Genomic DNA, 26,026 nt, shown 5'->3' with positions numbered 1-26,026 from the left:
GTTGATATGCAATACATCAAGATCCACTCGCTGGATAATGTCGCGGTAGCGCTGGCGGATCTCGCCGAAGGCACAGAAATCGTTGTTGACGGTCATGAAGTTCGTCTTCGCCAGGCGGTGGTGCGTGGGCATAAATTTGCTCTGCAGGCCATCCCACAAGGTGAAAATGTCGTGAAATATGGCCTGCCGATTGGCCATGCGACAACGGATATCGCCGCAGGCGAACATATCCATTCTCACAATGCGCGTACCAATCTGAGCGATTTGGATGAGTATAGCTATCAACCCGAACTGGTTGATGAAAACGCACCGGCGGGGGATCGTGAAGTGCAGATCTACCGCCGTGCAAACGGTGATGTCGGGGTTCGTAACGAGCTGTGGATCCTGCCAACCGTTGGCTGCGTCAACGGAATTGCCCGTCAGATTCAGACCCGTTTTCTGAAAGAAACAAACAACGCCGAAGATATCGACGGTGTTCACCTGTTCAGCCACACCTATGGTTGCTCCCAGTTAGGTGACGATCACGTCAACACCCGTACCATGCTGCAAAACATGGTGCGCCATCCGAATGCGGGTGCGGTGCTGGTGATTGGTCTGGGTTGCGAGAATAACCAGGTGGATGCGTTTCGCGAGACTCTGGGCGAGTACGATCCGTCCCGCGTCCACTTTATGATCTGCCAACACCAGGACGACGAAGTGGAGGCGGGCATTGAACACATGTATGAACTCTATGAAGCGCTGCGTCACGACAAACGTGAACCGGGCAAACTGGGCGAGCTGAAGTTTGGTCTGGAGTGTGGCGGTTCTGATGGCCTTTCCGGCATCACTGCAAACCCTATGTTGGGTCGCTTCTCTGACTACATCATCGGTAATGGCGGTACAACCGTACTGACTGAAGTACCGGAAATGTTCGGTGCCGAGCAGATTCTGATGAGCCATTGCCGCGACGAAGAGACGTTTGAGAAGACGGTGACGATGGTCAACGATTTCAAACAGTACTTCATTGCGCACAATCAGCCCATTTACGAGAACCCATCGCCGGGTAACAAAGCGGGTGGTATCACCACGCTTGAAGAGAAATCACTGGGTTGCACGCAGAAAGCCGGTGCCAGCCAGGTGGTGGATGTTCTGCGCTACGGCGAACGCCTGAAAACCCATGGTCTCAACCTGTTGAGTGCTCCGGGTAACGATGCGGTCGCTACCAGTGCTCTGGCGGGTGCCGGCTGCCATATGGTGCTGTTCAGCACCGGTCGTGGTACCCCTTACGGTGGTTTTGTTCCGACAGTGAAAATTGCCACCAACAGCGAGCTGGCAGCGAAGAAAAAGCACTGGATCGACTTCGATGCAGGTCAGCTGATTCATGGCAAAACCATGCCGCAACTGCTCACTGAGTTTGTCGACGTGATCGTTGAATTTGCTAATGGCAAAGCGACCTGCAACGAACGTAACGAGTTCCGTGAGCTGGCTATCTTCAAGAGCGGTGTAACGCTGTAAGTTACCCTTTCTCTCATGCGGTAGTAGAAATTAAAAACGACGTTTCATAATATGAAGCGTCGTTTCTTTTTATGTTGCTAACAAGGATCTTCCATGAGCGCGTACTGGTTAGCGCAGGGCGTGGGTGTACTGGCTTTTTTAATCGGTATTACTACGTTCATTAACCGCGACGAAAAGCGTTTCAAACTTCAGCTTTCCCTCTACAGTGCCACCATTGGCGTGCATTTCTTCCTGATGGGCGCTCTGCCAGCGGGGATGAGTGCAGAACTCAATGCCGTACGCACCATTATCTCCATGCACACCCGCAAGCTGTGGGTGATGGCGGTATTTATCGCGCTCACTCTCTTTTTCGGCTTAATCAAACTGCACCACCCGGTGGAGCTTCTGCCGATCATTGGCACTGTGGCCAGTACCTGGGCACTGTTCCGCTGCCAGGGGTTAAAAGTGCGCTGCATCATGTGGTGTTCCACCGCCTGTTGGGTGACGCACAATCTGTGGCTTGGATCGATTGGCGGTACGTTGATTGAAGGCAGTTTCCTGGTGATGAATGGCCTGAATATTATTCGATTCTGGCGGATGCAAAAACGCGGCATCGACCCGTTTAAAGTCGAAACCGCGATGACAAAAGCGTCCTCTGCAAAAGACTAAGCAGAGGTTTTCAGGAACAAACGGGGTTTGTGGTCGTGTGTTTTTCTTCTGACATACAGGCTGCGGCGGTAAACAGTACGTCGGTGGAAGAGTTAATGGCGGTTTCGCAGGAGTCCTGAATCACGCCAATGATAAAACCGACCGCGACAACCTGCATGGCGACATCGCTTGAAATACCAAACATATTGCAGGCTAGTGGAATCAATAGCAGAGAGCCTCCCGCGACACCGGACGCCCCGCAAGCGCAAAGTGAAGCAACAATGCTCAGCAGCAAGGCTGTTGGCACATCGACCGCCACCCCCAACGTATGTACTGCCGCCAGTGTCAACACCGTGATAGTAATGGCGGCTCCGGCCATATTGACGGTGGCACCTAAAGGAATCGACACCGAGTAGGTGTCTTTATTGAGCCCCAGTTTCTCGCACAATGCCATGTTGACGGGAATGTTGGCCGCCGAACTGCGCGTGAAAAAAGCTGTCACACCACTTTCACGCAGGCAGATAAATACCAGCGGATAAGGGTTACGACGAATCTTCATCCACACCAATAGTGGATTCACCACCAGCGCCACCAACAGCATACAGCCGACCAGTACGAACAACAGATGGGCATATCCCCACAGTGCGGCAAAGCCGGTAGTGGCAAGCGTTGAGGCCACCAGACCAAAAATTCCCAGTGGGGCGAAGCGAATAACCAATGTCACCATAAAGGTCACTGCCTGCGCGAGATCGGTCACCAGTTGCTTACTGGTGTCGCTGCTGCGCCGCAGCGCAAAGCCTAATCCGAGTGCCCAAACCAGAATCCCGATGTAGTTACCTTTCACCATAGCATCTACAGGGTTGGCGACCATGCTCGCGAGTAGCCCGTGGAGCACCTCAACAATACCGGAAGGAGCTGCAACATCACTGGCGGCAGCGTTGAGTTGTAGCGTCGAGGGAAAAATAAAGCTGCATGCGACAGCGGCAAGGGCGGCGGTAAATGTCCCCAGCAGATAGAGAAACAGGATGGGGCGAATCGCTATTTTTTGCCCCTGCTGATGGTTGGCTATCGATGCCATCACCAGCATCAGGACCAGTAGCGGAGCCACGGCCTTCAGCGCACCGACAAAGAGCGTCCCCAGAAGCCCCACGGCGAGTGCTGCCGTTGGCCAGATGACGCTAAGCAGGGTGCCAAGTACCAGTGCAATGATGATTTGTTTGACGATGTTGCCGCGCATGATGCGTTGCAACCAGTGGTTGACGGGTTGTGTTTGCATACCTTTTCCTTGGTTTTATGTGTTCTGTGTGGTCAATCCTGACCGAGTATAGGGAATTGAAGGGGGCGGGTGAGGTGTGGGGTAGTTTTGCGGCCAAAATTCAGAATAAAGCCTTATAAATTCGGGTGAAATTCATCGCGATGAAATGCTGATTAGTGAGCACAAAATTTGCAGCGAGGTTTTTGGTCCGGCTGAAAATCGCCGAAGTGTTTCCGAATGCCGGGGCGCCGCGCATGGACGCGCGGCGAGGGCGCGACTTACAGGGAAGTTTCATCGCGCCCGACCCGGTAGCCTGAGGAATAAACTGAGGGGACCGCGCAGCGGCGATTTTCCTGCCGGGAGCCCGGGTCACCAGGGCGGTGGCGATGAGCCGCCCTGGTACGTTCACAAGTTCATGGGCAATAGAGTGGCGAGAAACATGAGGTGAACGTAACGACCAACACAATCCCATATTCTCCGCCACCCCTGCCGGGTCAGGTCATCGCTGTCACTTTCTCATTCACGTGGGCAACGTAACCGCGTCTGAAAACGTCATTCGATCCGCTCACGCTTATCGTTGCGATGATTCACCCACGCATTGATAAGCAGCGTCAGCAACAGGATCCCCCCCACTACGCTCAACGAGATGGCGATCGGGATATGGTAGAAATCGACAATCAGCATCTTCACGCCGATAAACACCAAAATCACCGACAGCCCATACTTCAGCATGGTAAAGCGCTCAGCAACGCCCGCCAGCAGGAAGTACATGGCGCGAAGGCCCAGAATCGCAAACAGGTTCGAGGTCAGAACAATGAACGGGTCGGTAGTGACGGCGAAAATAGCCGGAATGCTGTCGACGGCAAAAATCACATCACTCAGCTCGACCAGAATCAGCACCAGCAGCAGCGGGGTGGCGAACAGCAGTCCATTTTTCCGCACGAAGAAGCGCTCGTTTTCAATCTTGTCCGTCATGCGTAAATGACCACGCAGCCAGCGAACCAGCGGCTTGTCGCCGATCCCACAGTCGTCCTCTTTCGCCAGCGCCATCTTCACGCCGGTGAAGAGCAGGAACGCACCGAAGACATACAGCAGCCATTCGAACTGGGTAATCAGCCAGCTACCGGCGAAAATCATAATGGTACGCAGTACGATCGCACCTAATACGCCGTAAATCAGCACGCGGCGCTGCAACGCCGCCGGGACCGCGAAGTAGCTGAACAGCATCAGCCAGACAAAGACGTTGTCGACGGCCAGCGCTTTTTCAATCAGGTAACCGGTGAGGAACGCCAGCGCCTGGGTATCCGCCACTGCACGACCTTCGGTCTGCGTCAGATACCACCAGAAAGCAGCGTTAAACAGAAGGGAGAGGCTAACCCAGACAAGGGACCAGACGGCCGCCTGCTTCATGGTCATCGTATGGACGCCGCGACGCCCCTGAAGCAGAAGGTCGATAGCCAGCATGATGATAACAACAACCGCGAAACTGCCCCAAAGCAGTGGTGTACCAACGGTATTCATAGCAAGATTCCTTAACACCTAAAACGAAAACGGCCAACGTCGAAAGACGCCAGCCGCTTGCTTGAGATGCAATAGGTCCTCGCCTTTCGGCAAGGTCTCACTTACGTCACTTGAATGACGCCCGGCGACCGGATGCTTATCTACCCGTTATCTTTCAAGCCGCAGGTGCGTTGACCTGTTCGTGAAATCTTTCGGGCAGGCATCGTAATGACGACCCACCGGCAACGAAGTTACTCCCCTTTGCTCGTAACAAAGTATGACAGAACATTCAGCTCGTCAATGTTCTGTAACATCTGTTTTACATAGCTTTACGCCTGAGCCACCACTTCCGCCGAATCTGCCGGGAATACGACCCCGGTTTGACGACGAATTTCCGTTGCCAGTTTTGACGTTACGCGGCTCACTTCAAGGCCCGGATGATCGACAGCCTGATCTTCCACCAACTGCGCAAAGGTTTCGGCTTCGTACAGCATGGTGTTGATGTGCTGAGGCTGCGTCATATCCTGCGCTTTGCCACCGCGTGGCACGAAGGAGAGCTTCTGACACTCCGACAGTTTTTCCATCACCAGCGCACCGGCTTCGCCCTGAATCTCGCTCGGCAATACCGAATCACTCACCTTGGAGTGCTGCAGGGTGACGCTGAAATCGCCGTAATCCAGCACCGCAACGCCGTGGGCATCCACGCCGCTTGCCAGCAAACTGGCCGTCGCCTGCACGCTTTTTGGCTCTCCCCACAGCGCTACCGCTGAAGCCAGCACATAGAAGCCAATGTCCATGATAGAGCCGTTAGAGAACGCCGGATTGAAGGTATTGGGGTTTTCACCGTCCAGATAACGCTGATAGCGAGAGGAATACTGGCAATAGTTGAAAAATGCTTTGTGGATCTTGCCCGCTTTCGTCAGTGATTGTTTCAGCAGCATGAAGTTAGGCAGGCTGGCAGTCTTGAAGGCTTCAAACAGTACGACCTGATTCTCTTTCGCCAGCGCAATGGCGGCTTCCACTTCACGCAGATTCGACGCCAGCGGCTTTTCACAAATCACATGCTTTTTATGGCTGAGGAAGAGTGTGGTCTGAGGGAAGTGCAGCGAGTTCGGGCTGGCGATATAGACCGCGTCGATTTCATCGCTCTTTGCCATCGCCTCAAGCGAAGTAAACAGGTGTTCGACGGGGTAATCCCTCGAAAATTCCTGCGCCTGTTCCAGGCTGCGTGAGTAAACGGCGGTAAGCTTGTATTTGCCCGTTTCATGGGCGGCATCGACAAACTGGCGGGTGATCCAGTTCGTGCCAATGACAGCAAAACGTATCATTAAGCGAGTTCCTTTGACTGAGCACTGTCCGGCAATGTAACACGGCGGGCGGACGGGAAAAAAGAGTCGATGCCGTAATGTGGAAAGCGGCTCGCAGCTCAGGTTTCGCAGTTAAAAAGATGCAGCGCTGAGATGCGATCCAGCGCCTGTAATAGTGGAGTCTCTCCGGCGGTCAGGCTGATGCGAATGTAACCTTCACCCCCTTTGCCAAAACCGATACCAGGCGCTACCAACACGTGTACTTCCTGAAGCAGCAGTTCGGCAAACTGCTGAGAGCTAAATCCGGCAGGAACGGCGAGCCACAGGAAGAAGGTTCCTTGCACCTTGCGTACCGGCCAGTGCAGTTCAGCCAGCCTTTGCAGCACCGCTTTTCGCCGCTGGTGGTAGACCGCCACCAGTTGTTGCAGACGTGCATCCGGCAGTGACAGGGCGGTGATAGCCGCATCCTGAATCGCACCAAATACGGTGCTGTAGCTATGGGTATGCAGTTTCTTAAAGGCTTTAATTATCGAAGCGTTACCCACCGCAAAACCAAAGCGCCAGCCTGCCATATTAAAAGTCTTCGAGAAAGTGTAAGTTTCCACCCCCCACTCTTTGGCATCCGCCTGCGAAAACAGGCTCAGCGGCACATCGTCCTGCCCGCTGCCAATGGCCGCATAGGCGAAGTCATGCAGTATCGGCACATTGTGGCGCTGCGCAAACTGCAATGCGTCGGCAAAGAGTTCCGGCGTGGCCAGCGCGCCCGTCGGGTTGTGCGGGTAGTTAAGGATAACCAGCCCAGCGTGACGGGCGACTTCATCCGGCACATCGGCAAAATCAGGCAGGAACTGGTTTTCTTCGCTGACCGGGAGGCCATAGAAATGCGCCTGAGACTGGCGCGCCGCCGACCGATAAATGGGGTAGCAGGGGTCAGTTGAGATAATGTACTGCCCTGGGTTGACGACAGCACGGGGGATCCCGCCGACGCCAATATGCGATCCCTGAAATACCGCTACTTCGCTGTCAGGATCCAGCGTCACGCCGTAGTGGCGCAAATAAAAATCGGCAATGGCCTGTCGCACCTGAGGTTTACCCCAGAACGAAGGGTAGCCGTGATTTTTGTGGTCATTGATGGCTGCCTGAACGGAGGCGATCACTTCCGGCGGCGTGGGTTGATCCGGGCTGCCACTGGAGAGATCGATAAGCGGCAGGTCAGAAGTATTGACCTGCGCAGCCAGCTTTTCTAATACGCTAAATAAATTTTCTTCCAGTTCATCGACTAATTGTGAGGCACGAAATTCAGGCATGATTATTCCGGTGTCATAAAACGATGATTGACTATTGCATATTCACTTCAGCGTTTGCATTCTTTGACTGCATTAGGCTAAGCACAAAATAAGCTGTCTATTCCTGGTTTTTATATATACCCAACCTGATTATCGATAGTACAAAAAAGCAAAATGAAAGTCGTCAATCTGACTGACAACGCACAGACGGCTGTGATTTAATCAAATTCAATCACGAACCGACAGGGAATATGCTTTATGAATAAGCCAATTATACTTGGTTTAGTTTTTGCGGTACTTTCATCTTCATCATTTCTGGCTGCTGCGCAGGATAAACTTATACGCGTCGGTTTTAATCCGGGGCCTTATAAAGAACAGTTTGAAAAAGGCGTCGCTCCTTATCTTATTAAAAAAGGCTATAAAGTAGAATATAAAGACTTTAGTGACGGTATTCAGGTTAATGATGCCGTTGCCCGTGGCAATATTGAAGCCAATATCATGCAGCACCCGGTTTACCTGAAATCGGTCAATGAAAGGCTGGGTATTGATAACATCGGCATTGTGCAGGTGCCAACTCCGCCAATGGGGCTTTACAGCGGCAAAATAAAAGATCTGAAAACCCCGGCAGAAGGTACGGTGATTTCCGTTCCCAATCAGCCGCCTAATGAATACCGCGCATTGCTGGTGCTGCAAAGCCTGGGCTGGGTAAAACTCAAACCCGACAGCGATCCGGCCACCTTCTCACAGCGTAACATCCTCGAAAACCCGTATAAGATTGTGCTCAAAGAGATGGATAACGCCCAGCAGGTTCGCGCCTTACCGGATGTGGATTACGGTCTGATTCAGGGTAACTTCGCGGTCTCCAGTGGTCTGAAGCTCAATTCGGCATTGAAGCTTGAAACTCCGGTGAGTCAGTTTATTAACGTAGTAACCATTGCCGGTAAAAATAAAGACGCGCCATTTGCTAAGGATATTATTGAGGGTTATCACTCGGCTGATTTCAAGAATTATATTCTGACTCACGAGCAATATAATGGTTATCTGTTGCCTGATTATTTGAAATGAATACGGCTATGATTGAATTTCGCCAGGTCAGTAAAACATTTTCCCGTAACGGGAATCCTGTTCTGGCGCTAAATGACATTAACCTGAGTATTGGCAAAGGCGATATTTTCGGGATTATTGGTTACAGCGGTGCCGGGAAGAGTACCCTGCTACGTTTAATCAATCGTCTCGAATCGCCGGGCCAGGGAGAAGTAGTGGTTAATGGCGAATCCTTACAGGGTATAAATGGAAAGCGTCTGCATGCCGTCAAAAAAGAGATTGGCATGATTTTCCAGAATTTTAATTTACTGAACTCGAAAACCGTTTTTCACAATGTAGCGATCCCTCTGATATTGCAGGGGCGGGATAAAGCCTTTATTCAGGCGCGAGTGACGGAACTACTGGCGTTCGTCAACCTCAGTGACAAGGTGAACAGCTACCCGAACGAGCTGTCGGGTGGGCAGAAACAGCGTGTGGGAATTGCCCGCGCACTGGCGACCAACCCGTCGGTGCTGCTGTGTGACGAAGCAACGTCGGCGTTAGATCCGCACACCACCGTGCAAATCCTGCAACTGTTGCAGGAGATCAATCGTCGCTACGGTATCACCATTGTGTTGATCACCCATGAAATGTCGGTCATTCAGCGTATCTGCAACAAAGTGGCGGTGATGCAAAACGGCAACATCGTTGAGGAGGGTGAGGTCTTCAGATTATTTGCTGAGCCGCAGCACCCGGTGACCTCGAACTTTGTGCACTCCGTGATCCACGACTCTCTCCCCACGCGGGTTGAGGAAGTACTAAAACGCGACGGCGAAGCGCAGGCGCTGCGGCTGGAGTTTGTTGGCATTACCGCTCAGCAGCCCATTATTAATCGCATCATCAAAGACTTCGATATTGAGGTAAATATCCTCTTTGCCTCTATGTCTGAAGTGCAGGAACGGATCCTCGGTTTCATGATCGTCCAGATGACCGGCAACCCAACGGACACCGCCCGCGCCATTGATTACCTTCGCGATGCAGGAGTGAAAATCACCCATGTTTGAGTTCATCGACACCGCCGTTACAGGGGATCAGTTTCTGCTCGCGCTGCATGACACGCTGGTGATGATTTTTGTCTCGCTGGCCTTTGGTTCACTGTTGGGTATTCCACTGGGCATCGTGCTGGTGGTCTGCCGACCCGGCGGAATATTGCCGAATCGCGTCGTCCACCAGGTGCTGAACCCGACGATCAACATTGTCCGATCGCTGCCCTTTATCATTTTGCTGATCACCATTTTGCCCTTCACCCGGCTGCTGGTCGGCACCACCATTGGCACCGCCGGGGCAATTGTGCCGCTGATTGTCTTTATTGCCCCGTACATCTCGCGGCTGGTGGAAAGCTCGTTGCTGGAAGTGGACGACGGCATTTTAGAAGCCGCCGACGCCATGGGGGCGACCACCTTGCAGACCATCTGGCACTTTATGCTGCCGGAAGCCGCGTCATCCCTGATTCTGGCCCTGACCACCGCGACTATCGGCCTGCTGGGTGCGACCGCGATGGCCGGTACGGTGGGCGGTGGCGGTATTGGCGACTTAGCCATTACCTATGGCTACCAGCGTTTCGACGCCTTCGCCACGCTTATCACCGCCCTGGTGCTGATTGTCATCGTCCAGCTTATTCAGACCCTCGGAACCCGCTTTGCCCGCCGCCTGCGCCGCGAGTAAGCCTGTTTAATTCGTTTTCTAAAGGAGTGAAAAAATGCCAGTTGTAGAGAGCTTTACCCTCGACCACACCAAAGTGAAAGCCCCGTATGTGCGTGTTGCTGGCTATGAACGCCACAAACTGGGCAGCGTGGTGCAGAAGTTCGACTTACGTTTCCTGCAACCTAACGTGGACGCGATTCCTACCGCCGCACTGCACACCCTTGAGCACCTGCTGGCCTTTGGCCTGCGTGAAGAGCTGGAAGGGGTCATCGATATCTCCCCGATGGGCTGTCGCACTGGGTTTTATCTGATCCTGTGGGATGAGCACGATCCTAAAAACATTGCCGCTGCGCTTACCCGCGTACTGCAACGTGTGGTTACTGCCACGGATGTTCCGGCGGTGACGCCTCTGGCCTGCGGCAACTACCGCGACCACTCGCTTTTCTCCGCTCAGGAGTACGCGAAGCTGGTGCTGGAAGCGGGGATCAGCGACGACCCGTTCAGGGCATAACGATGATCAGTCTGGATTTCAGCGGCCAGACCGCCGTGATTACCGGCGGTTTACAAGGCATAGGTAAAGCCATTGCCGAGCTGTTTCATCAGGGCGGGGCCAATGTGGTTATCGGTGACATTGCCGCCAGGGCGCGTGAGCAAAGTACGCGCCAGTTGGTGCTGCGCACTGACGTGGCTTCCCGCGAGGATGCACATCTGCTGATTGAAGCTGCCCGCGAGACCTTTGGCGGCATCGATATTTTGGTCAACAGCTGCGGCGTGTCAGCGATGAATCCGGTCACACAGATGAGCGATGCTGACTGGCAGCGGATTCTGGACGTTAATGTCAAAAGCATCGGCTATCTGTCTGAAGCGGCCATTCCATTGATGAAGGCGAAAAGCGGTGGTCGCATCATCAATATCGCCTCGCAGGCGGGGAAAAACGGCTATCGGATGATGGGGCAGTACGTTGCTTCAAAACATGCGGTACTCGGGCTCACCAAAGTGATGGCGATTGAGCTGGCCCGCGACAACATCCTCGTCAATGCCGTCTGCCCCGGCATTGTTGAAACCGAGATGAAGTGGCGTGAGCGGCGGGAAGGGGCAGAACTGCGCGGCATGACCCCGGAGGCGATTTATGCCGAAGATTGCTCGCAGGTGCTGCTCGGACGCACCGCCCAGCCTGCCGAAATCGCCGGCGTGGTGGCCTTTCTCGCCAGCCCACTGGCCGCTTATATGACCGGCCAGGCCATTAATGTGACGGGTGGGATGACGATGCACTAACATCTGCCCAGCACGCCTGGTTGGGCAGGCTTTACTTCCGGGGGACGCCATGAATAACAAGCCATCAAGACACAACCTGGCGGTGATGCACTGGGGCACTTACCAGGTCGAAACCGCTCAGAGCAAACTCATCGGTGTCCGCCCGGTTGAGTGGGACAGTAACCCGTCACGGATTGGCGAATCACTGCCGGATGCGGTGCAGGGAGCCTCGCGCGTGCGCCGCCCGTCGGTGCGCGAAGGGTTTCTTAAGCACGGCGCGGCCTCCCGCGAGGGAAGAGGGCGAGAGCCTTTTGTTGAGGTCAGTTGGGAAGAGGCGCTGGAGCTTGTGGCAGATGAGCTGACGCGCGTCAAACGCGAGCAGGGCAACACGGCGATCTACGGCGGTTCTTACGGCTGGTCCAGCGCCGGGCGCTTTCACCATGCGCAGGGGCAGTTGCATCGCTTTCTTAATTTTTTTGGTGGTTATACCGGCAGTACCAATACCTACAGTATCGCCGCGGGTGAGCGCATATTGCCGCATATTCTCGGTGATTTAGATACGCTTCAGCGCCAGCATACCCACTGGCCGGTGCTGGCGGAGCACTGTGAGCTGTTTGTTGCCATCGGGGGATTGCCGCTACGTAATGCGCAGGTTAACGGCGGTGGGGCGAACGACCATGCCCTGCAACACTGGCTGACCACGCTGCGGGCAAACGGCACGCGCTTTATCAATATCAGCCCGGTGCAAAACGATCTGGCAGGCGTACCGGATGCCGACTGGCTGGCGGTCAAGCCAGGTAGCGATACGGCGCTGCTGCTGGCGGTATGTCAGGTGCTGATCGCCGAAACGTTATATGACCGCGCTTTTGTCGATAGTCATACGGTGGGTTTTGCGCCTTACCGGGATTACCTGTTCGGCAAAGGTGACGGCGTGGTGAAAAGCCCGGAGTGGGCGGCGTTGCATACTGGCCTGTCCGCCGAATGCATACGTCAGCTCGCCCGGGATATGGCAGCGCACCGGACGATGATCAACATTGCCTGGTCGGTGCAACGCGCCCGTCAGGGAGAGCAGACCTTCTGGGCGACAGTCGCCACCACCGCGCTACTGGGGCAGATTGGCACCCCCGGCGGCGGGCTGGGGTTTGGTTATGCCTCGACCAACCTGGCCGGTGCGCATCGGCGTGTCTTTTCAGGGCCGCGCCTGTCTCAGGGGCGCAACCCGGTGACGGATAAAATCCCCGTCGCCCGTATTTCCGATATGCTGTTAAAGCCGGGTGAACCTTACGAGTTTGACGGACAGACTCTCCGCTACCCGGATATCCGCCTTGTCTACTGGGCCGGAGGGAATGCCTTTCATCACCATCAGGATCTCAATAAATTGGTCCGCGCCTGGCGTCGCCCGGAAGCGGTGGTGGTTCACGAACAGTACTGGACCGCACAGGCCAAATTCGCCGACATCGTGCTGCCTGCCACCACCTCCCTTGAGCGGGAAGATATCGGTAGCGCCAGTAACGACGGTTTTATGATTGCCATGCGTCAGCATATCGCACCCTTTGCGCAAGCCCGTGATGACTACGCTATTTTCAGTGCGCTGGCTTCCCGCCTGGGCTTTGGGGAAGCGTTCAGTGAAGGACGCAGCCCTAACGAATGGCTACGGACGATGTACGATGAATCCCGCCCCCGTGCGGCGGCAGAAGGCATCACGCTACCCAATTTTGACGATTTCTGGCAGCTGGGGATGCTGGAGTTCGCACGTCCGGAAGTCCCGCATATCCTGCTAAAAGATTTTCGCGACGATCCCCGTCAGTATCCGCTGGCAACACCATCCGGTAAGATCGAACTCTTTTCGCAGACGATTGCCGATTTTGACTACGAAGAGTGCCCGGGCCACCCTTACTGGCACGAGCCGGAAGCGGAGTATCAACAGGCACTCGCGCAGCAGTGGCCGTTGCACCTGCTGTCGAGCCAGCCGCGTACGCGCCTGCACAGTCAGTACGACCACGGCAGTGTGAGCCGCAAGACCAAAGTAGCGGGCCGTGAACCGATATGGATCCATCCGCAGGATGCTGCCTCGCGCGGCATTCATGATGGTGACGTGGTGAAAGTGTTCAATTCACGTGGCGCATTGCTGGCAGGGGCAAAACTCAGCGAGTCGATTCGCCCCGGCGTGATTCAGATGTCTACCGGTGCGTGGTATGACCCTATCAATGGGCAGGATGCGCAGCCGCTCGATAAGCACGGCAATCCCAATGTCTTAACGGAAGACAGGGGCAGTTCGCGTCTGGGGCAGGGGAGTTCGGCGCAAAGTTGCCGGGTGGAACTGGAGAAATTTGTCGGCACGCCGCCGGAGGTGACGGCGTGGCAACCGCCTGTTTTCGTGACGCGTTAGCGCTGAAAACAGGCGGGGTGTACGTTACTGCACGGCAGCAAAGGCTTTGGCAACACGGTCGATGTTGCCATGGTTCAACCCGGCCACACAGATACGCCCGCTGGCAATCAGGTAAACACCGTATGCTTCACGCAGCGCATCTACCTGTTCCGGGCTAAAGCCGGTGTAGCTGAACATACCGCGCTGGGTCAGCAGGTAGGTAAAATCATGCTCCGGCAGGGCGGCTTTCAGCACATCGACCAGCGCCTGGCGCATTTCGCTGATGCGGGTGCGCATGGCATCCACTTCAGCACGCCACAACGCGTTCAGCTCAGGATCGTTCAGCACCAACGAAACCACCTGCGCACCAAAATTCGGTGGGCTGGAGTAGTTGCGGCGCACAGTCGCTTTCAACTGCCCCAGCACGCGTCCCGCGGCTTCTGCATCTTCACAGACGATGGACAATCCACCCACGCGTTCGCCATACAAGGAGAAGATCTTGGAGAAGGAGTTACTGACCAGAGCCGGTAAGCCGGTGCTGGCGATAGCGCGAATGGCGTACGCGTCGTCTTCAATTCCTGCGCCAAAGCCCTGGTAAGCGATGTCGAGGAACGGAATCAGGTCACGAGAAATCAGCACTTCGATGATCTCATCCCACTGTGCGTGAGTCAGGTCTGCACCCGTTGGGTTATGGCAGCACGGATGCAGCAGCACGATGCTGCGCGCTGGCAACTGTTTCAGGCAGCTCACCATAGCGTCAAAGTCGACCCCGCGAGTGGCTTCGTCGAAGTACGGGTAGGTATGCACATTGAACCCGGCGCCCGCGAAAATGGCGATATGGTTTTCCCAGGTCGGGTCGCTCACCCACACTTCCGAATCCGGGAAGTAGCGTTTGAGGAAGTCAGCACCCACTTTCAACGCGCCGGAACCGCCCAGCGTCTGAATAGTGGCGATGCGTCCGGCATTCAGTGCCGGATGATTTTTACCGAACAGCAGGTGTTGAATAGCGCTGCGGTAAGGGGCAAAACCTTCCATCGGCAGATAGAGGCTGGCTTTTTGCGGCTGGCTCTGCAGGCGAGCTTCAGCCTGTTGTACCGCCTCAAGGCGAGGAATGATGGCCTGCTCGTTGTAATACAGACCGATGCTGAGGTTCACTTTCTCAGCACGGTTATCCTGATGGAAAGTCTCCATCAACGACAGGATAGGATCGCCCGCATAGGCGTCAACATTCTGGAACACAGTCTACTCCCGAAATAACAGTCAGAGGTCAATCCATTACACCGCGTAGCGTCCCGGGCGGTGGTTCATGGCAATAATAGAGTTAAGGATCACGGCACCGACGATGGAGGTTGCCAGCATTGGCAGGCTCACGAAGAACAGCGAGGCGGTGACGATGCAGGCATCAACCACCATCTGGAACTTACCGGCACGAATGCCGCTTTTGTCCTGCAGATAGAGCGCCAGAATGTTCACGCCGCCGAGGCTCGCTTTATGACGGAACAGCACTACGAAACCAATCCCGACCACAATGTTGCCAAACAGCGTAGCGTAGTACGGGTTGAGCTGATCGAAATGGATAAAGCGGCCGTGCAGATCCGAGAACAGCGACACCAGCGCTACCGCACAGAAGGTTTTCAGGGTGAACTGCATCCCCATCCGGCGAATTGAGAGCCAGTAAAACGGCAGATTGATCAAAAAGAACGCCACGCCGAACGGCAGATGGGTGGCGTAATGGATCAGAAAAGCGATACCTGCTGTACCGCCAGTGAGTGCGCCTGCCTGGCGAAACAGAATCACGCCAAAAGAGATCATCAGCGTGCCAAACAGCAGTGCCAGCGCATCTTCCAGCCAGGTATGAGCAAGTTTATTGGGAGTCAGGACGTTATCCATAAGAAAGTACGATTCAACATTTGCTAAAGATAAGAAATATCCTGCAAAATTCGCACCAGAACCGTGTTTCCCTGGTATCAAGTGACGGAAAAATCGACGTAGCTCACGCTAACGCATTGAAATAGCATAAAAGAGAGTTTTGCACGATGCGTGCAAGATTGGCGCTATATGCGGGTGATCTGTGTGGTTTTCACCCGCTCCATGCATTGATTAGCCAAGCTCTTGCACCAAAATAAGGCGTTACGCCCCAGATTAGGGCAAAGTTCCGTTGTCAGGCACCGGCTGACCGTTCTCCTTCAGTCGGTTTAGCACTACTGAGGTTTTTAAATGCGCCACGCCTTTATTTTGCGCAAGAATATGGCTGATCAAATGGCTTAAGCCCGGTAAATCCGGCACGGCAACCCGCAGCAGATAATCAGCATCGCCGGTGGTTTTCCAGGCGTCCAGAATCGCATCCACTTCGTTGAGCATTTTGTGGAAGCTCTCCACATATTCCTGCGTGTGATTAATCAGGCGTACTTCAATCAGCCCCAGCATTTCCAGCCCAAGCGCATCGGGCGCGAGCCTTGCGTGGTAGCCGAGGATAAGCTGCGCCTGCTCCAGCGCAATACGGCGGCGCGAACACTGGGAAGCTGAAAGGCCAATCAAATCGCTCAGCTCCTGGTTGGTCAAACGGCCATTGCCTTGAAGCAGCGTCAGGATTTTTAGATCAAAGTCGTCGATGTTGTACATGTATGCCAATACCGGAACAAAAGAGTGGCTAACAGACTATCAGCTTTTTCGGTGGCGGGAAGTCCGGCACTTTTAAGGTTGCGAGCGCTGCACCAAAACAGTTCAGGCTTGTGCGTGAAAACGTCATTATTCTCATGGAACGTGCAGTTTAATCCTTAAAAATGCATGATGTTGTCGATAATTTAAGCGCACTTCATAAAGAATTACGGTAACTGAATATTTATATTTGTTTATTATTCAATGCGATATATTGATTTTTGGATTTCCCTCTCATTAGATGGCCTGAAAGTTGCTCAGGCCGGAGTGACTTTTACAGACAGGGGAGGGGCAGATGGCAACGCACGATAATGAATTAAAACGCGGGTTAAAAAACCGACATATCCAGTTGATCGCGCTCGGGGGAGCTGTTGGCACCGGGCTCTTTTTGGGCATCGCACAAACTATCCGTATGGCCGGGCCGTCAGTACTGCTGGGCTATGCCATCGCAGGCGTGATCGCCTTTTTCATCATGCGCCAGTTGGGCGAGATGGTGGTTGAGGAGCCGGTAGCTGGCTCGTTCAGCCATTTTGCCAACCGCTATTGGGGCCCGTTCGCCGGGTTTATGTCCGGATGGAATTACTGGGTGCTTTATGTGCTGGTCAGTATGGCGGAGCTTACGGCGGTCGGGATCTATATTCAGTACTGGTGGCCGGAAGTGCCCACCTGGGTGTCGGCGGGGATCTTCTTCGTCGCCATTAACGCCATCAACCTGACTAATGTGAAGGTCTACGGCGAAATGGAGTTCTGGTTCTCGATTATCAAAGTGGCGGCCATCATTAGCATGATCGCCTTCGGGGGTTATCTGCTGTTTAGCGGCAACGGTGGACCCGACGCATCTGTGACCAATTTATGGCAGGACGGCGGATTCTTCCCCAATGGTATCAGCGGCCTGGTGATGGCGATGGCGGTGATTATGTTCTCCTTCGGCGGTCTGGAGCTGGTGGGGATTACCGCTGCTGAAGCGGATGACCCGCAGAAAAGCATCCCGAAAGCGACCAATCAGGTTATCTACCGCATTTTGCTGTTCTATGTGGGCTCACTGGCGGTGCTGCTGTCGCTCTATCCGTGGAAAAACGTGGTGGAAGGAGGCAGCCCCTTCGTACTGATTTTCCATGCTCTGGACAGCAATATTGTGGCTAATGCCCTTAACCTGGTCGTGCTTTCCGCCGCGCTGTCGGTTTACAACAGTTGCGTTTACTGCAACAGCCGCATGTTGTTTGGCCTGGCGCAGCAGGGTAACGCCCCACGTTCGTTGCTGAAGGTAAATCGTCGCGGTATTCCACTGAATGCTCTGGGCATTTCTGCGATGGCGACCGCGCTTTGCGTGGTGATCAACTATGTCATGCCGGGCAAAGCCTTTGAACTTCTGATGGCGTTGGTAGTGGCTGCTTTGGTGATCAACTGGGCGATGATCTGCATCACTCACCTGAAATTCCGTCAGGCGATGCGCCTTGCCGGTAAAAATACCGCGTTTCAGAGCCTGGGTTATCCCGTCACAAACGTAATCTGCCTGTTGTTCCTTGCGGGGATCCTTGTGGTGATGTTTATGACGCCGGGGATCCGCATTTCGGTTTGTCTGATCCCGGCCTGGCTGTTGGTGCTGGGGGCGGGTTATATGCTGAAGAAAAAACGCGCCGCCGCAACGGCACTGGTGGCGGGCGTTAATCAGGGCTAAAGAGGAACGCCGGGGCACAGCTCCGGCGTTTATAAGGCTTTGTGCAGATGGATAACCGTGCGGGCGTTTGAGGCGCTGGTCGCCAGCACGTCAATCACGCCGGTACGCAGCGCGCCAAGGATGGCGGTGGCTTTGGTACTTTCGGACGCAATGGCAATCACGCACGGAATCGCCCGCAGTTGTTCGAGGCTCAGGCCAATGACCCGGTTGTTCATCACTGTGTCGACCGGCGTACCCTTAATATTGAAAAAGCTGTACCCGGCTAAATCGCCCACCACGCCCTGTTCCTGGCGTGCGGTAATGATCTCCTGCGGCGTAAACCACCCCAGTTGCACCATAAAGCTGTTTTCGTTCATATCCCCTAACCCGATGATTGCCACATCTGCTTTACTCGCCTGTTCAAGAGTGGCCTTGATCAGTCGGTTCTGGATGAAGGCTTCACGCAGCGCTGGGGTTTCGACATAGGCAGGCGCATAGAGCGTTTCGCTATGACCATTAAACTTACGGGCCAGATTACGGCTGATATGGTCGGCGTCGATCAATTGTCCGTCGCGGGTGGTACCACCAATACCGCAGATAAAACGGCAGTTACGTTCCGGGAAGATCCCGACGTGATTAGCCACCGCTGCGACATTGCGCCCCTGACCAACGGCCACGGTCATGTCGTTTTTCAAAATGGTCGCGAGATAGTTGCTCACCAGCGCGGCAACCTGCTGGCGCTGCTCATCTTCGTCGTGATGATCGAGGGCGATCAGCACCCGTTTCATGTCAAAATTTTGAATGAACTGTTGTTCAATCTGCGAACTAAAGACCGGGTGGTATTTCACGTTGATCTCAACGATCCCTTCGTGGCGGGCCTTCTTGAGCAGCCGGCCCACTTTGATGCGTGAGATCCCAAACCGTTGGGCAATTTCTTCCTGGGTCTGCTCCTGGTCGTAATACGCTACGGCTATTTCGGTCAGAAGTTCGTATTCAGAGTCTTGTTCAGCCATCGCATTGTTTTTCCATTACCTGTACCTCCCTAATACTACTGTGCTTTTGTTATAAAATCCTGCACTACACGCTGCACAATTGCACAGTATCCTGCGGCTTCCCACGCAGAGCGACCGATAAACAGACCGTCGATATTGTCCTGCGAAACCAGCTCCACACAGTTTTGGAGATTGACACTCCCGCCGTAGAGCAATGAAATCTGTTGCCCCTCTTCGCATCCGTAGAGTGAGCAAAGTGCTGTCCGTAGTGCCTGGTGGATGTCTGCCGCCTGCTCTGGTGTCGCCGGGGTGCCATGCTCGCCGATGGCCCAGATGGGCTCATATGCTACCAATACCTGCTTTGCCTGCTCCGCATTCAGGCCATAGAGGGCGATTTTCATCTGTCGGACCACCGATTCCACCGAGACACCCCAGCGTTTTTCATCCGCGCTGTCACCAATGCACACCAGCGGGCGCAGGCCGTGACGCAGAGCGGTGTGGACTTTGGCATTGACCGCCGCGTCCGTTTCATTGAATGCCCCGCGGCGTTCGGAATGGCCCATCTCCACAAGCGTTGCTCCGGTCTCGGCAATCATGCTCGCGGAGATCTCACCCGTCCAGGCACCCGCGTCGTCCTGGTGCATGTTCTGCGCACCGGTCAGGCAGGGCAGATTATGCGCTTTGAGAAACGCCGTGACGGGCTCAATGGCGGTAAAAGGAGGGATAAAAAAGGGCTGAATTTGCGGATGCAATACCGGGGGTAACTGGGTTGCCAGGGCATCACACCAGGCCATAGCCTGCGACAACGGTTTGTTCATCTTCCAACTGGTGCCAATCATCAGGCGTTTCATCAATTTCTCCATATCCTTGTTAATCAATATGTTGCACAACGAGTTATGCTGCAATGTCATCAGATTGAACATTTATTCAGTGCTTGAACATATGTTAGATCACATTTTTGCGATCGAAAACCAGGGGCAATTTTTTTCTGTGATCTTTATCACTTCTCATCGGCATGGCATCAGTTAGCCTAGTGTTCATATGATTTAGTAGTGAACATATGAACGAAAAGCGTTTCCATTATCGAGAGGTCCGACGATGTCTGTAGATAAAAAACCCGTTGTAGCAGTCACTATTGGCGATCCTGCTGGGATTGGCCCGGAAATTACCGTTGCCACCCTGATGGATAAAAGCGTATACGACGAGTGCAAACCCTTTCTCATCGGTTCTGTCCCCATCATTGAACGGGCGATGAAAATCCAGGGATGCGATTTCCCGATCAATAAAATCACTCATCCTGAGCAGGCGAAGTTCACCTGGGGCACGCTGGACGTGCTGGAAACCGGTGATTACGACTACGACAGCATCGTCTGGGGCAAAGTGCAGAAGCTGGCGGGTCAGATGTCGCTGGATTACGTCATGAAATCCATTGAGCTGGGTAAAGCGGGCCTGATTGATGTGGTCTCTACGGCCCCCATTCATAAAGAAGCGATCAAACTGGCGGGCTGCAAACTGCCGGGTCACACCGAAATCTACCAGGTGGAAACCCACTCGGATTACGGCCTGACCATGTTCCACGTCCATAACCTGCGTGTCTTCTTCGTCAGCCGCCATATGGCGCTGAAAGATGCCTGCGATTACGCCAACAAAGAACGTGTGCTGGCGTGCGTACAGCAGATCCACCATGAGTTCACCGCGCTGAACATCGAGAACCCACGCATTGCGGTCGCCGCCCTGAACCCACATGGTTCTGACAATGGCCTGTTTGGTCATGAAGAAGCAGACAACCTGATCCCGGCGGTCAAAGCCGCGCAGGAACTGGGCATCAATGCCATCGGCCCGGTACCGGCGGACTCCGTCTTCCATCTCGGCAAACTGGGTAAATACGACGCGATTCTGTCGCTCTATCACGACCAGGGGCACATCGCCTGCAAAACCCTCGACTTCGAACGCTCCATCACCATCACCTTCGGTCTGCCGTTTATGCGCAGCTCCGTTGACCACGGTACGGCGTTTGATATTGCCGGAACAGGCAAAGCAGGCACGGTCAGCATGCTTGAATCCACGGTGGTTGCCGCGCGCTACTGGAAAATGAAACAGCACTAAGGCGTTTTGCGTACTGAGGGGCAGAGAATGGAAAAACATCTGTTAATTAGTAAAGGAAGTAAGGGCTGGGGCGGACCGTTGACGGTCACGCTCGGACAGCCGAAAAAAATCGCCTATATCACCGGGGGCATCCGCCCCCCGGTGGTTGACCGCCTCTGTGAACTGACCGGCTGGCCGTCGGTCGATGTGTTCAAACATGGCGAACCGGCAGAAAACGAGATTGGCGTAATGGTGATCGACTGCGGCGGCACGTTGCGTTGTGGTCTCTATCCGAAGCGCAGCATTCCGACCATCAACCTGCACCACACCGGCAAAAGCGGCCCGCTGGCGGAGTATATCCACGAAGATATCTACGTCTCCGGGGTGACTCCGGCCTGCATTGAGATGGTCTACCCAGCCGGGGAAGGTGGAAAACTGGGGATCGTGGCCGATGACTTAACCGGTGCGACCACCGTGGGCGTACTGTTGGCCCGTAGCGGATTGAAAACCGCCGCGTTCTTTGACACCGACTCCTTTGCCCGTAACGAAGTGGAATACCCGGCGATGGTAGTGAGCAGCGACAGCCGCCCGTTACCGAAAGCAGAAGCGCAGCAGCGTGTGAGTGCCGCGGTGCAACAGCTGAAATCCCGTGGTGCCCACTACTTTACCAAGCGTATTGATACCACCTTGCGCGGCGGTATAGGTTACGAAATTGACGCCATGCTGTCGCTGTTACCGCAAGAGACGGTGGCTGTGGTGGTGCCGGCAATGCCGCAGTCCCGCCGCATTCTGGTCGGGGGCTATTCGGTCATTGATTCGGTGGCGCTCTCCTGTACCGATGTGGCGCGTGATGTGCGTACCCCGGTCACGGAGTCCTGGGTGCCAGGTCTGCTGGCCAATCAGACGCAGCACCATGTGGGCCATATTGCGCTGTCGCAGGTGATGCAGGGCAATACGGTGATCCAGCAGGAATTGCAGGCACGCCAGCAGGAAGGATCGCGGGTGATTGTGGTCGATGCGATAACCCTGGAGGACGTCAATGCCATTGCCCGTGCGGTGGTGGATCTGAACTGGAACGTGCTGGCGGTGGATCCGGGTCCATTTACCGAACGACTGGCGGTGCACCGCGGCCTGATGCGTGAGGAAAAACGCCTTGAGCAACAGCCGTTACCGCGCAGTGCCCAGAACGGATCGGTGGTGATCGTGGCCGGTAGTGCAACACCGGTGACCAAAAAACAGCTCAGCCATTTGATCGCCAACGACGATCGCGTTTGCCATATCCCGGTGGATGCCGAACTGCTGGTGGATCGCAAAAATGCTGCAGAGATCGAAATCAGCCGCATCGTGCGCCAGGCGCAGAAGTGCGTAACTGAGCATAAAAATGCGCTGTTTGTCTTTGAGTCGGCCCTGACCGGTAGACTGCTTGATCTACGTGAAGAGGAGCAGCGTTTTAACCTCGATCACGGGCAGGCGGCAGAGAACATCAATAAAGGGCTCGGTAGTATCGTCAAAGAAATCCTGAATTGTGCACCGGAAGAAATTAAAGGCCTGTATATGACCGGCGGAGACACCATGGTCAACGTACTGAAAGAGCTGGGTGCCACGGGGATTGAAATGATTGACTACGTTATTCCGCAAACCGATATGGTCAGAATTATCGGTGGTGAATATGCCGGATTGGTCTGCGTGGGAAAAGGCGGATTAACCGGGCCGGAAGATATTATTGGCACTATTGTTGAACATATTTATAAAGAATCACTGCAATAAATTACCCGTCATACTTTACGTTGCAGGTGCGTTGGCTTCCTCGCTCACCCCAGTCACTTACTGGAGTAAGCTCCTGAGGATTCACTGCGTCGCCGCCTTCCTGCAACGCAAATTATTTAGGGTAGATAATAATATGCGACGCGAACAATTGTTCGGGCAGTGCGTCGTGAATAATTCACTTATGTATCCGTATGCGAGTTATCCTATGAAAATTAATATTTTTGATAAGATGAATAAAGTGCCTGGCGGGCTCATTATTATTCCGCTGCTGGTGGCTATTCTTCTCAATACTTTTGCACCACAGGTTTTAACCATTGGCGGCCCCACTACGGCTTTATTTAAAGCCGGTTCCAGCGCCATGATGGGGATATTCCTGCTGATATGCGGGACCTCAATCAATATTCGTCAGGCAGGGCTGCCGCTGTATAAAGGTGCGGTACTGCTGATATTAAAATGTATCGCCGGTGCGCTGGCGGTGTGGCTGGTGGGGTCGATGTTTGGCCCGGTCGGGTTCCTCGGGATCTCTACCCTGGCGTTTGTGGCCTGCCTGACCAGCTCCAACAGCTCACTCTACATCGCGTTGTGCAGCAACTACGGTGATGCCAGCGATGCCGGGGCGATTTCGGTGTTCTGTATCAAAGACGGTCCTTTTGTCACCATGATGGTGCTCGGGGTGAGCGGCCTGGCAAACATTCCGTTTGCGGCACTGTTATCCATGCTCATTCCGCTGTTGATCGGCATGCTGTGGGGTAACCTTGACGATCGCTTTAAGCAACTTTGTGCTTCGGCACAGCCGCTGATCATCATCATCATGTCGTTTGCTATCGGCGCGAACTCCAGCATCAACACGGTGTTTACCGCCGGGCTATCCGGCATTGTACTGGGGATTATCTCCGCCATTACCGGCATCATTTTCTACTTCCTCTATAACCTGTTCCTGAAGAAGAAAACGGCGTTGGGTGCGGCACTGGGTACCACTGCGGCAAGCTCTGCGCTGACCCCGGCAATGGTAGCCCAGGCGGATCCCTCGCTCGCTGTCTACGTTGATGCCGCCACGGCTCAGCTGGCGACCGCCAGTATTATCACCATGCTGACTGCCCCGGTGCTGGTGGCCTGGTTTGATAAGCGCCTGAAAGCCCGTGCGCCGGTGGTGGAAGAGGTTGTGGTTGCACAGGAAAAACCGATGCCACTGTCATCTCAGGTTAGTAAAGGAAATAAATAAATGTCGTCGCCGTTGTACCACCTGGAAATAACCTATGTGGGTGACTTTGTCGCGGAATATCTTAAGCAGGATAAATTAATATTATTTGCTGAGCCTGTTCCGCCTGATATCGCTGACTATTGTGCCGTACATCGGCCAGGGGAATTTAACGATGTGTTATTGCCAGGCCTTGCGGTAAATATAAATAACTTATTCTATCGAATTACCGCAGTGGGTGATGTGGCAACGGCGAATTTAAAACAACTCGGACATATTACCTTAAGTTTTGATGGTGCCATTGACGCCGAATTACCTGGCATGGTCCACCTGTGTGGACCAACGCCAAAAAAGATTCTCCCAGGGGATCAGATTTCCATTTTTAGTGAATAATTTGAGGACACTGCTATGAAAACAATCGCCATTGGTGCGGATGATGCGGCTTTTGCGTTTCGCGATGCTATTGCCAGCTATTTAGCTGAGCAGGGGATCACTGTTGTGGATTACAGCAGCGATAAACGTCCGGACGCCAATTATTATCCAGATGTTGCCCATGAAGTTGCGATGGCTGTTAAACAGGGAGAGCACGACCGCGGTATTTTAATTTGCGGCACCGGTATTGGGATGAGCATTGTGGCCAATAAAGTACCGGGTGTGCGTGCCGCCCAGTGCCATGACACCTTCTCTGCTGAACGTGCGCGTAAAAGCAATAATGCGCAAATCGTTACCCTCGGTGCGCGGGTGATTGGCCCTGAACTGGGCAAAAAGATTATCCAGGCCTGGCTCGAAGCGGAATATGAAGGGGGCGGTTCTGCGGCAAAAGTAGAACGCATTGATTATTACCAGAACCAGCATGCCAGAGACTGACGCCACGGCGCATAAGGAGAACGTGATGAACCAGCTAGAAGCCCTGAAAGCCGTGACCGTGGTCGTTGCCGACACCGGTGATATCGACTCAATTAAGAAATTTGCCCCGCAGGATGCCACCACTAACCCGTCTCTGGTGCTGAAAGCGGCCCAACTTCCACAATACCAGGCGCTGATTGCCGATGCGGTGGGCAAAGCCCGTCGGCAGGGGGGCAACGCCGAAACACAGCTCATTAACGCCTGCGACCAGGTGGCGGTGGACATCGGCACCGAGGTGCTGCGCCATGTACCGGGGCGTATCTCCACGGAAGTGGACGCCCGCTTTGCCTGGGATCGTGGCATGTGTGTTTCCCGTGCCCGCAAACTGATTCAGCTCTATCAGCAAAACGGTATCGATCCGTCGCGTATTCTGATCAAACTGGCGGCAACCTGGGAGGGGATCCGTGCGGCAGAAGAGCTGGAGCAGAGTGGTATCAACTGCAACCTGACCTTGCTGTTCTCCTTCGCCCAGGCCCGCGCCTGCGCTGAAGCTGGCGTGTTCCTGATTTCGCCGTTCGTCGGACGTATTTATGACTGGTACCAGAAAAACGCCCCGCAGGCGGCATATGTTGCCGAGAACGATCCGGGCGTGAAATCAGTACGCGAGATCTATCAGTACTACAAAGTTCACGGTTACGAAACGGTGGTGATGGGCGCAAGCTTCCGTCGCATCGAGCAGATTCAGGCGCTGGCCGGCTGCGACCGTCTGACCATCTCCCCGGCGCTGCTTGATGAGCTGGCCGCCTGTGATGCGCCAATGACCCGCCAGCTTAACCCAGGCTGCGTGAGCGAAAACCGCCCAAGCCCCATGAGCCAGGCTGAATTCCTTTGGGACCATCATCAGGACCCAATGGCCGTTGAAAAACTGGCTGAAGGGATCCGCCTGTTTGCCGCTGACCAGCTCAAGCTGGAAAACATGATCCGCGACCTGCTCTGAACCGCCCG

General features: G+C 54.3%; 24 protein-coding genes. 15 read left to right on the top strand and 9 right to left on the bottom strand.

Annotated elements, in window-relative coordinates:
- The first annotated feature begins 6 nt into the window (after nt 1-6).
- Both AC5JPW_RS23780 and AC5JPW_RS23775 read left to right on the top strand, forming a co-directional pair.
- Nucleotides 7-1,494 (top strand): UxaA family hydrolase, encoded by a 1,488-nt coding sequence (locus tag AC5JPW_RS23780; protein WP_494243630.1) that lies wholly within the window; start codon nt 7-9, stop codon nt 1,492-1,494.
- Nucleotides 1,495-1,587: 93 nt separating this feature from the next.
- Nucleotides 1,588-2,142 carry a YgjV family protein gene (locus tag AC5JPW_RS23775; RefSeq protein ID WP_494243628.1) on the top strand — a complete coding sequence of 185 codons (555 nt, stop codon included), beginning with the start codon at nt 1,588-1,590 and terminating at the stop codon, nt 2,140-2,142.
- Nucleotides 2,143-2,152: 10 nt separating this feature from the next.
- Here the strand turns inward: AC5JPW_RS23775 and sstT are convergent, their stop codons facing one another.
- The 4 genes from sstT to AC5JPW_RS23755 all read right to left on the bottom strand — a co-directional run bounded on the left by sstT (nt 2,153) and on the right by AC5JPW_RS23755 (nt 7,490).
- Nucleotides 2,153-3,397 carry a serine/threonine transporter SstT gene (gene sstT, locus AC5JPW_RS23770; RefSeq protein WP_494243626.1) on the bottom strand — a complete coding sequence of 415 codons (1,245 nt, stop codon included), beginning with the start codon at nt 3,395-3,397 and terminating at the stop codon, nt 2,153-2,155.
- A 531-nt stretch (nt 3,398-3,928) separates the two neighbouring features.
- Nucleotides 3,929-4,897 (bottom strand): TerC family protein, encoded by a 969-nt coding sequence (locus tag AC5JPW_RS23765; RefSeq protein ID WP_494243624.1) that lies wholly within the window; start codon nt 4,895-4,897, stop codon nt 3,929-3,931.
- A 308-nt stretch (nt 4,898-5,205) separates the two neighbouring features.
- Nucleotides 5,206-6,204, bottom strand: coding sequence for a Gfo/Idh/MocA family protein (locus AC5JPW_RS23760; protein WP_494243622.1), 999 nt, complete (start codon nt 6,202-6,204; stop codon nt 5,206-5,208).
- A 98-nt stretch (nt 6,205-6,302) separates the two neighbouring features.
- The gene (locus AC5JPW_RS23755; RefSeq protein ID WP_494243621.1) at nt 6,303-7,490 is read right to left on the bottom strand and encodes an aminotransferase class I/II-fold pyridoxal phosphate-dependent enzyme; all 1,188 of its coding nucleotides are present in this window, start codon (nt 7,488-7,490) and stop codon (nt 6,303-6,305) included.
- A 237-nt stretch (nt 7,491-7,727) separates the two neighbouring features.
- Between AC5JPW_RS23755 and AC5JPW_RS23750 the strand changes: the two genes are divergently transcribed.
- From AC5JPW_RS23750 to AC5JPW_RS23725, 6 genes are read left to right on the top strand one after another with little or no spacing between them, the layout of a single operon-like run.
- The gene (locus AC5JPW_RS23750) at nt 7,728-8,534 is read left to right on the top strand and encodes a MetQ/NlpA family ABC transporter substrate-binding protein (RefSeq protein ID WP_494243619.1); all 807 of its coding nucleotides are present in this window, start codon (nt 7,728-7,730) and stop codon (nt 8,532-8,534) included.
- 8 nt (nt 8,535-8,542) lie between these two features.
- Complete coding sequence (locus AC5JPW_RS23745) at nt 8,543-9,556, top strand: methionine ABC transporter ATP-binding protein (protein ID WP_494243618.1); 1,014 nt, start codon at nt 8,543-8,545, stop codon at nt 9,554-9,556.
- The gene (locus AC5JPW_RS23740) at nt 9,549-10,217 is read left to right on the top strand and encodes a methionine ABC transporter permease (protein ID WP_494243616.1); all 669 of its coding nucleotides are present in this window, start codon (nt 9,549-9,551) and stop codon (nt 10,215-10,217) included. The genes AC5JPW_RS23745 and AC5JPW_RS23740 overlap by 8 nt, the downstream gene beginning before the upstream one ends.
- A gap of 34 nt (nt 10,218-10,251) precedes the next feature.
- Nucleotides 10,252-10,707, top strand: coding sequence for an S-ribosylhomocysteine lyase (locus tag AC5JPW_RS23735; protein WP_494243614.1), 456 nt, complete (start codon nt 10,252-10,254; stop codon nt 10,705-10,707).
- 2 nt (nt 10,708-10,709) lie between these two features.
- Entirely contained in the window at nt 10,710-11,471 is a 762-nt protein-coding gene (locus AC5JPW_RS23730) for an SDR family NAD(P)-dependent oxidoreductase (RefSeq protein WP_494243612.1), read from the top strand.
- A gap of 49 nt (nt 11,472-11,520) precedes the next feature.
- Complete coding sequence (locus tag AC5JPW_RS23725; RefSeq protein ID WP_494243611.1) at nt 11,521-13,839, top strand: molybdopterin-dependent oxidoreductase; 2,319 nt, start codon at nt 11,521-11,523, stop codon at nt 13,837-13,839.
- A gap of 24 nt (nt 13,840-13,863) precedes the next feature.
- Here the strand turns inward: AC5JPW_RS23725 and AC5JPW_RS23720 are convergent, their stop codons facing one another.
- The 3 genes from AC5JPW_RS23720 to AC5JPW_RS23710 all read right to left on the bottom strand — a co-directional run bounded on the left by AC5JPW_RS23720 (nt 13,864) and on the right by AC5JPW_RS23710 (nt 16,440).
- Nucleotides 13,864-15,057 carry an amino acid aminotransferase gene (locus AC5JPW_RS23720; RefSeq protein ID WP_494243609.1) on the bottom strand — a complete coding sequence of 398 codons (1,194 nt, stop codon included), beginning with the start codon at nt 15,055-15,057 and terminating at the stop codon, nt 13,864-13,866.
- Between the two features lie 36 nt (nt 15,058-15,093).
- Nucleotides 15,094-15,708: a YitT family protein gene (locus AC5JPW_RS23715; RefSeq protein WP_494243607.1), complete on the bottom strand. Its 615-nt coding sequence runs from the start codon at nt 15,706-15,708 to the stop codon at nt 15,094-15,096.
- Nucleotides 15,709-15,960: 252 nt separating this feature from the next.
- Nucleotides 15,961-16,440 carry an Lrp/AsnC family transcriptional regulator gene (locus tag AC5JPW_RS23710; RefSeq protein ID WP_494243605.1) on the bottom strand — a complete coding sequence of 160 codons (480 nt, stop codon included), beginning with the start codon at nt 16,438-16,440 and terminating at the stop codon, nt 15,961-15,963.
- 331 nt (nt 16,441-16,771) lie between these two features.
- Here AC5JPW_RS23710 and AC5JPW_RS23705 point away from each other — a divergent pair, with 331 nt between their 5' ends.
- Nucleotides 16,772-18,154, top strand: coding sequence for an amino acid permease (locus AC5JPW_RS23705; protein ID WP_494243603.1), 1,383 nt, complete (start codon nt 16,772-16,774; stop codon nt 18,152-18,154).
- A gap of 29 nt (nt 18,155-18,183) precedes the next feature.
- Here the strand turns inward: AC5JPW_RS23705 and AC5JPW_RS23700 are convergent, their stop codons facing one another.
- Together AC5JPW_RS23700 and AC5JPW_RS23695 are read right to left on the bottom strand one after the other, a co-directional pair.
- Nucleotides 18,184-19,146, bottom strand: a complete 963-nt coding sequence (locus AC5JPW_RS23700) for a sugar-binding transcriptional regulator (protein WP_494243601.1) — start codon at nt 19,144-19,146, stop codon at nt 18,184-18,186.
- Between the two features lie 35 nt (nt 19,147-19,181).
- Complete coding sequence (locus tag AC5JPW_RS23695; RefSeq protein WP_494243600.1) at nt 19,182-19,976, bottom strand: triose-phosphate isomerase; 795 nt, start codon at nt 19,974-19,976, stop codon at nt 19,182-19,184.
- A 247-nt stretch (nt 19,977-20,223) separates the two neighbouring features.
- Between AC5JPW_RS23695 and pdxA the strand changes: the two genes are divergently transcribed.
- The 6 genes from pdxA (at nt 20,224) to tal (ending at nt 26,018) form a co-directional block, all read left to right on the top strand.
- Nucleotides 20,224-21,231: a 4-hydroxythreonine-4-phosphate dehydrogenase PdxA gene (gene pdxA / locus AC5JPW_RS23690; protein WP_494243599.1), complete on the top strand. Its 1,008-nt coding sequence runs from the start codon at nt 20,224-20,226 to the stop codon at nt 21,229-21,231.
- A 27-nt stretch (nt 21,232-21,258) separates the two neighbouring features.
- A complete protein-coding gene (locus AC5JPW_RS23685; protein WP_494243597.1) occupies nt 21,259-22,977 on the top strand; it encodes a four-carbon acid sugar kinase family protein in 1,719 nt (572 codons plus the stop codon).
- A 205-nt stretch (nt 22,978-23,182) separates the two neighbouring features.
- Nucleotides 23,183-24,199, top strand: a complete 1,017-nt coding sequence (locus tag AC5JPW_RS23680) for a 2-keto-3-deoxygluconate permease (protein WP_494243596.1) — start codon at nt 23,183-23,185, stop codon at nt 24,197-24,199.
- Nucleotides 24,200-24,568, top strand: a complete 369-nt coding sequence (locus AC5JPW_RS23675; protein WP_494243594.1) for a PTS glucitol/sorbitol transporter subunit IIA — start codon at nt 24,200-24,202, stop codon at nt 24,566-24,568. It abuts the gene before it with no gap.
- 15 nt (nt 24,569-24,583) lie between these two features.
- Nucleotides 24,584-25,042 (top strand): ribose 5-phosphate isomerase B, encoded by a 459-nt coding sequence (gene rpiB / locus AC5JPW_RS23670; RefSeq protein ID WP_494243593.1) that lies wholly within the window; start codon nt 24,584-24,586, stop codon nt 25,040-25,042.
- Between the two features lie 25 nt (nt 25,043-25,067).
- A complete protein-coding gene (gene tal / locus AC5JPW_RS23665) occupies nt 25,068-26,018 on the top strand; it encodes a transaldolase (RefSeq protein ID WP_494243591.1) in 951 nt (316 codons plus the stop codon).
- The last annotated feature ends 8 nt before the right edge of the window (nt 26,019-26,026 follow it).

The sequence above is a fragment of the Phytobacter sp. genome (genome assembly GCF_059074235.1).
Note: the sequence above shows the minus strand (reverse complement) of the source record. Positions and strands in the feature narration are given on the sequence as shown.

What these genes read in the sequence shown, in the direction of transcription:
- AC5JPW_RS23715 (WP_494243607.1), bottom strand. Translation starts at nt 15,708, where the DNA reads ATGGATAACGTCCTGACTCCCAATAAACTTGCTCATACCTGGCTGGAA.
- AC5JPW_RS23745 (WP_494243618.1), top strand. Translation starts at nt 8,543, where the DNA reads ATGATTGAATTTCGCCAGGTCAGTAAAACATTTTCCCGTAACGGGAAT.
- sstT (WP_494243626.1), bottom strand. Translation starts at nt 3,397, where the DNA reads ATGCAAACACAACCCGTCAACCACTGGTTGCAACGCATCATGCGCGGC.
- tal (WP_494243591.1), top strand. Translation starts at nt 25,068, where the DNA reads ATGAACCAGCTAGAAGCCCTGAAAGCCGTGACCGTGGTCGTTGCCGAC.
- AC5JPW_RS23775 (WP_494243628.1), top strand. Translation starts at nt 1,588, where the DNA reads ATGAGCGCGTACTGGTTAGCGCAGGGCGTGGGTGTACTGGCTTTTTTA.
- AC5JPW_RS23700 (WP_494243601.1), bottom strand. Translation starts at nt 19,146, where the DNA reads ATGGCTGAACAAGACTCTGAATACGAACTTCTGACCGAAATAGCCGTA.
- AC5JPW_RS23740 (WP_494243616.1), top strand. Translation starts at nt 9,549, where the DNA reads ATGTTTGAGTTCATCGACACCGCCGTTACAGGGGATCAGTTTCTGCTC.
- AC5JPW_RS23755 (WP_494243621.1), bottom strand. Translation starts at nt 7,490, where the DNA reads ATGCCTGAATTTCGTGCCTCACAATTAGTCGATGAACTGGAAGAAAAT.
- AC5JPW_RS23765 (WP_494243624.1), bottom strand. Translation starts at nt 4,897, where the DNA reads ATGAATACCGTTGGTACACCACTGCTTTGGGGCAGTTTCGCGGTTGTT.
- AC5JPW_RS23735 (WP_494243614.1), top strand. Translation starts at nt 10,252, where the DNA reads ATGCCAGTTGTAGAGAGCTTTACCCTCGACCACACCAAAGTGAAAGCC.
- AC5JPW_RS23695 (WP_494243600.1), bottom strand. Translation starts at nt 19,976, where the DNA reads ATGAAACGCCTGATGATTGGCACCAGTTGGAAGATGAACAAACCGTTG.
- AC5JPW_RS23730 (WP_494243612.1), top strand. Translation starts at nt 10,710, where the DNA reads ATGATCAGTCTGGATTTCAGCGGCCAGACCGCCGTGATTACCGGCGGT.
- AC5JPW_RS23685 (WP_494243597.1), top strand. Translation starts at nt 21,259, where the DNA reads ATGGAAAAACATCTGTTAATTAGTAAAGGAAGTAAGGGCTGGGGCGGA.
- AC5JPW_RS23710 (WP_494243605.1), bottom strand. Translation starts at nt 16,440, where the DNA reads ATGTACAACATCGACGACTTTGATCTAAAAATCCTGACGCTGCTTCAA.
- AC5JPW_RS23680 (WP_494243596.1), top strand. Translation starts at nt 23,183, where the DNA reads ATGAAAATTAATATTTTTGATAAGATGAATAAAGTGCCTGGCGGGCTC.
- AC5JPW_RS23780 (WP_494243630.1), top strand. Translation starts at nt 7, where the DNA reads ATGCAATACATCAAGATCCACTCGCTGGATAATGTCGCGGTAGCGCTG.
- AC5JPW_RS23675 (WP_494243594.1), top strand. Translation starts at nt 24,200, where the DNA reads ATGTCGTCGCCGTTGTACCACCTGGAAATAACCTATGTGGGTGACTTT.
- AC5JPW_RS23750 (WP_494243619.1), top strand. Translation starts at nt 7,728, where the DNA reads ATGAATAAGCCAATTATACTTGGTTTAGTTTTTGCGGTACTTTCATCT.
- rpiB (WP_494243593.1), top strand. Translation starts at nt 24,584, where the DNA reads ATGAAAACAATCGCCATTGGTGCGGATGATGCGGCTTTTGCGTTTCGC.
- pdxA (WP_494243599.1), top strand. Translation starts at nt 20,224, where the DNA reads ATGTCTGTAGATAAAAAACCCGTTGTAGCAGTCACTATTGGCGATCCT.
- AC5JPW_RS23725 (WP_494243611.1), top strand. Translation starts at nt 11,521, where the DNA reads ATGAATAACAAGCCATCAAGACACAACCTGGCGGTGATGCACTGGGGC.
- AC5JPW_RS23760 (WP_494243622.1), bottom strand. Translation starts at nt 6,204, where the DNA reads ATGATACGTTTTGCTGTCATTGGCACGAACTGGATCACCCGCCAGTTT.
- AC5JPW_RS23705 (WP_494243603.1), top strand. Translation starts at nt 16,772, where the DNA reads ATGGCAACGCACGATAATGAATTAAAACGCGGGTTAAAAAACCGACAT.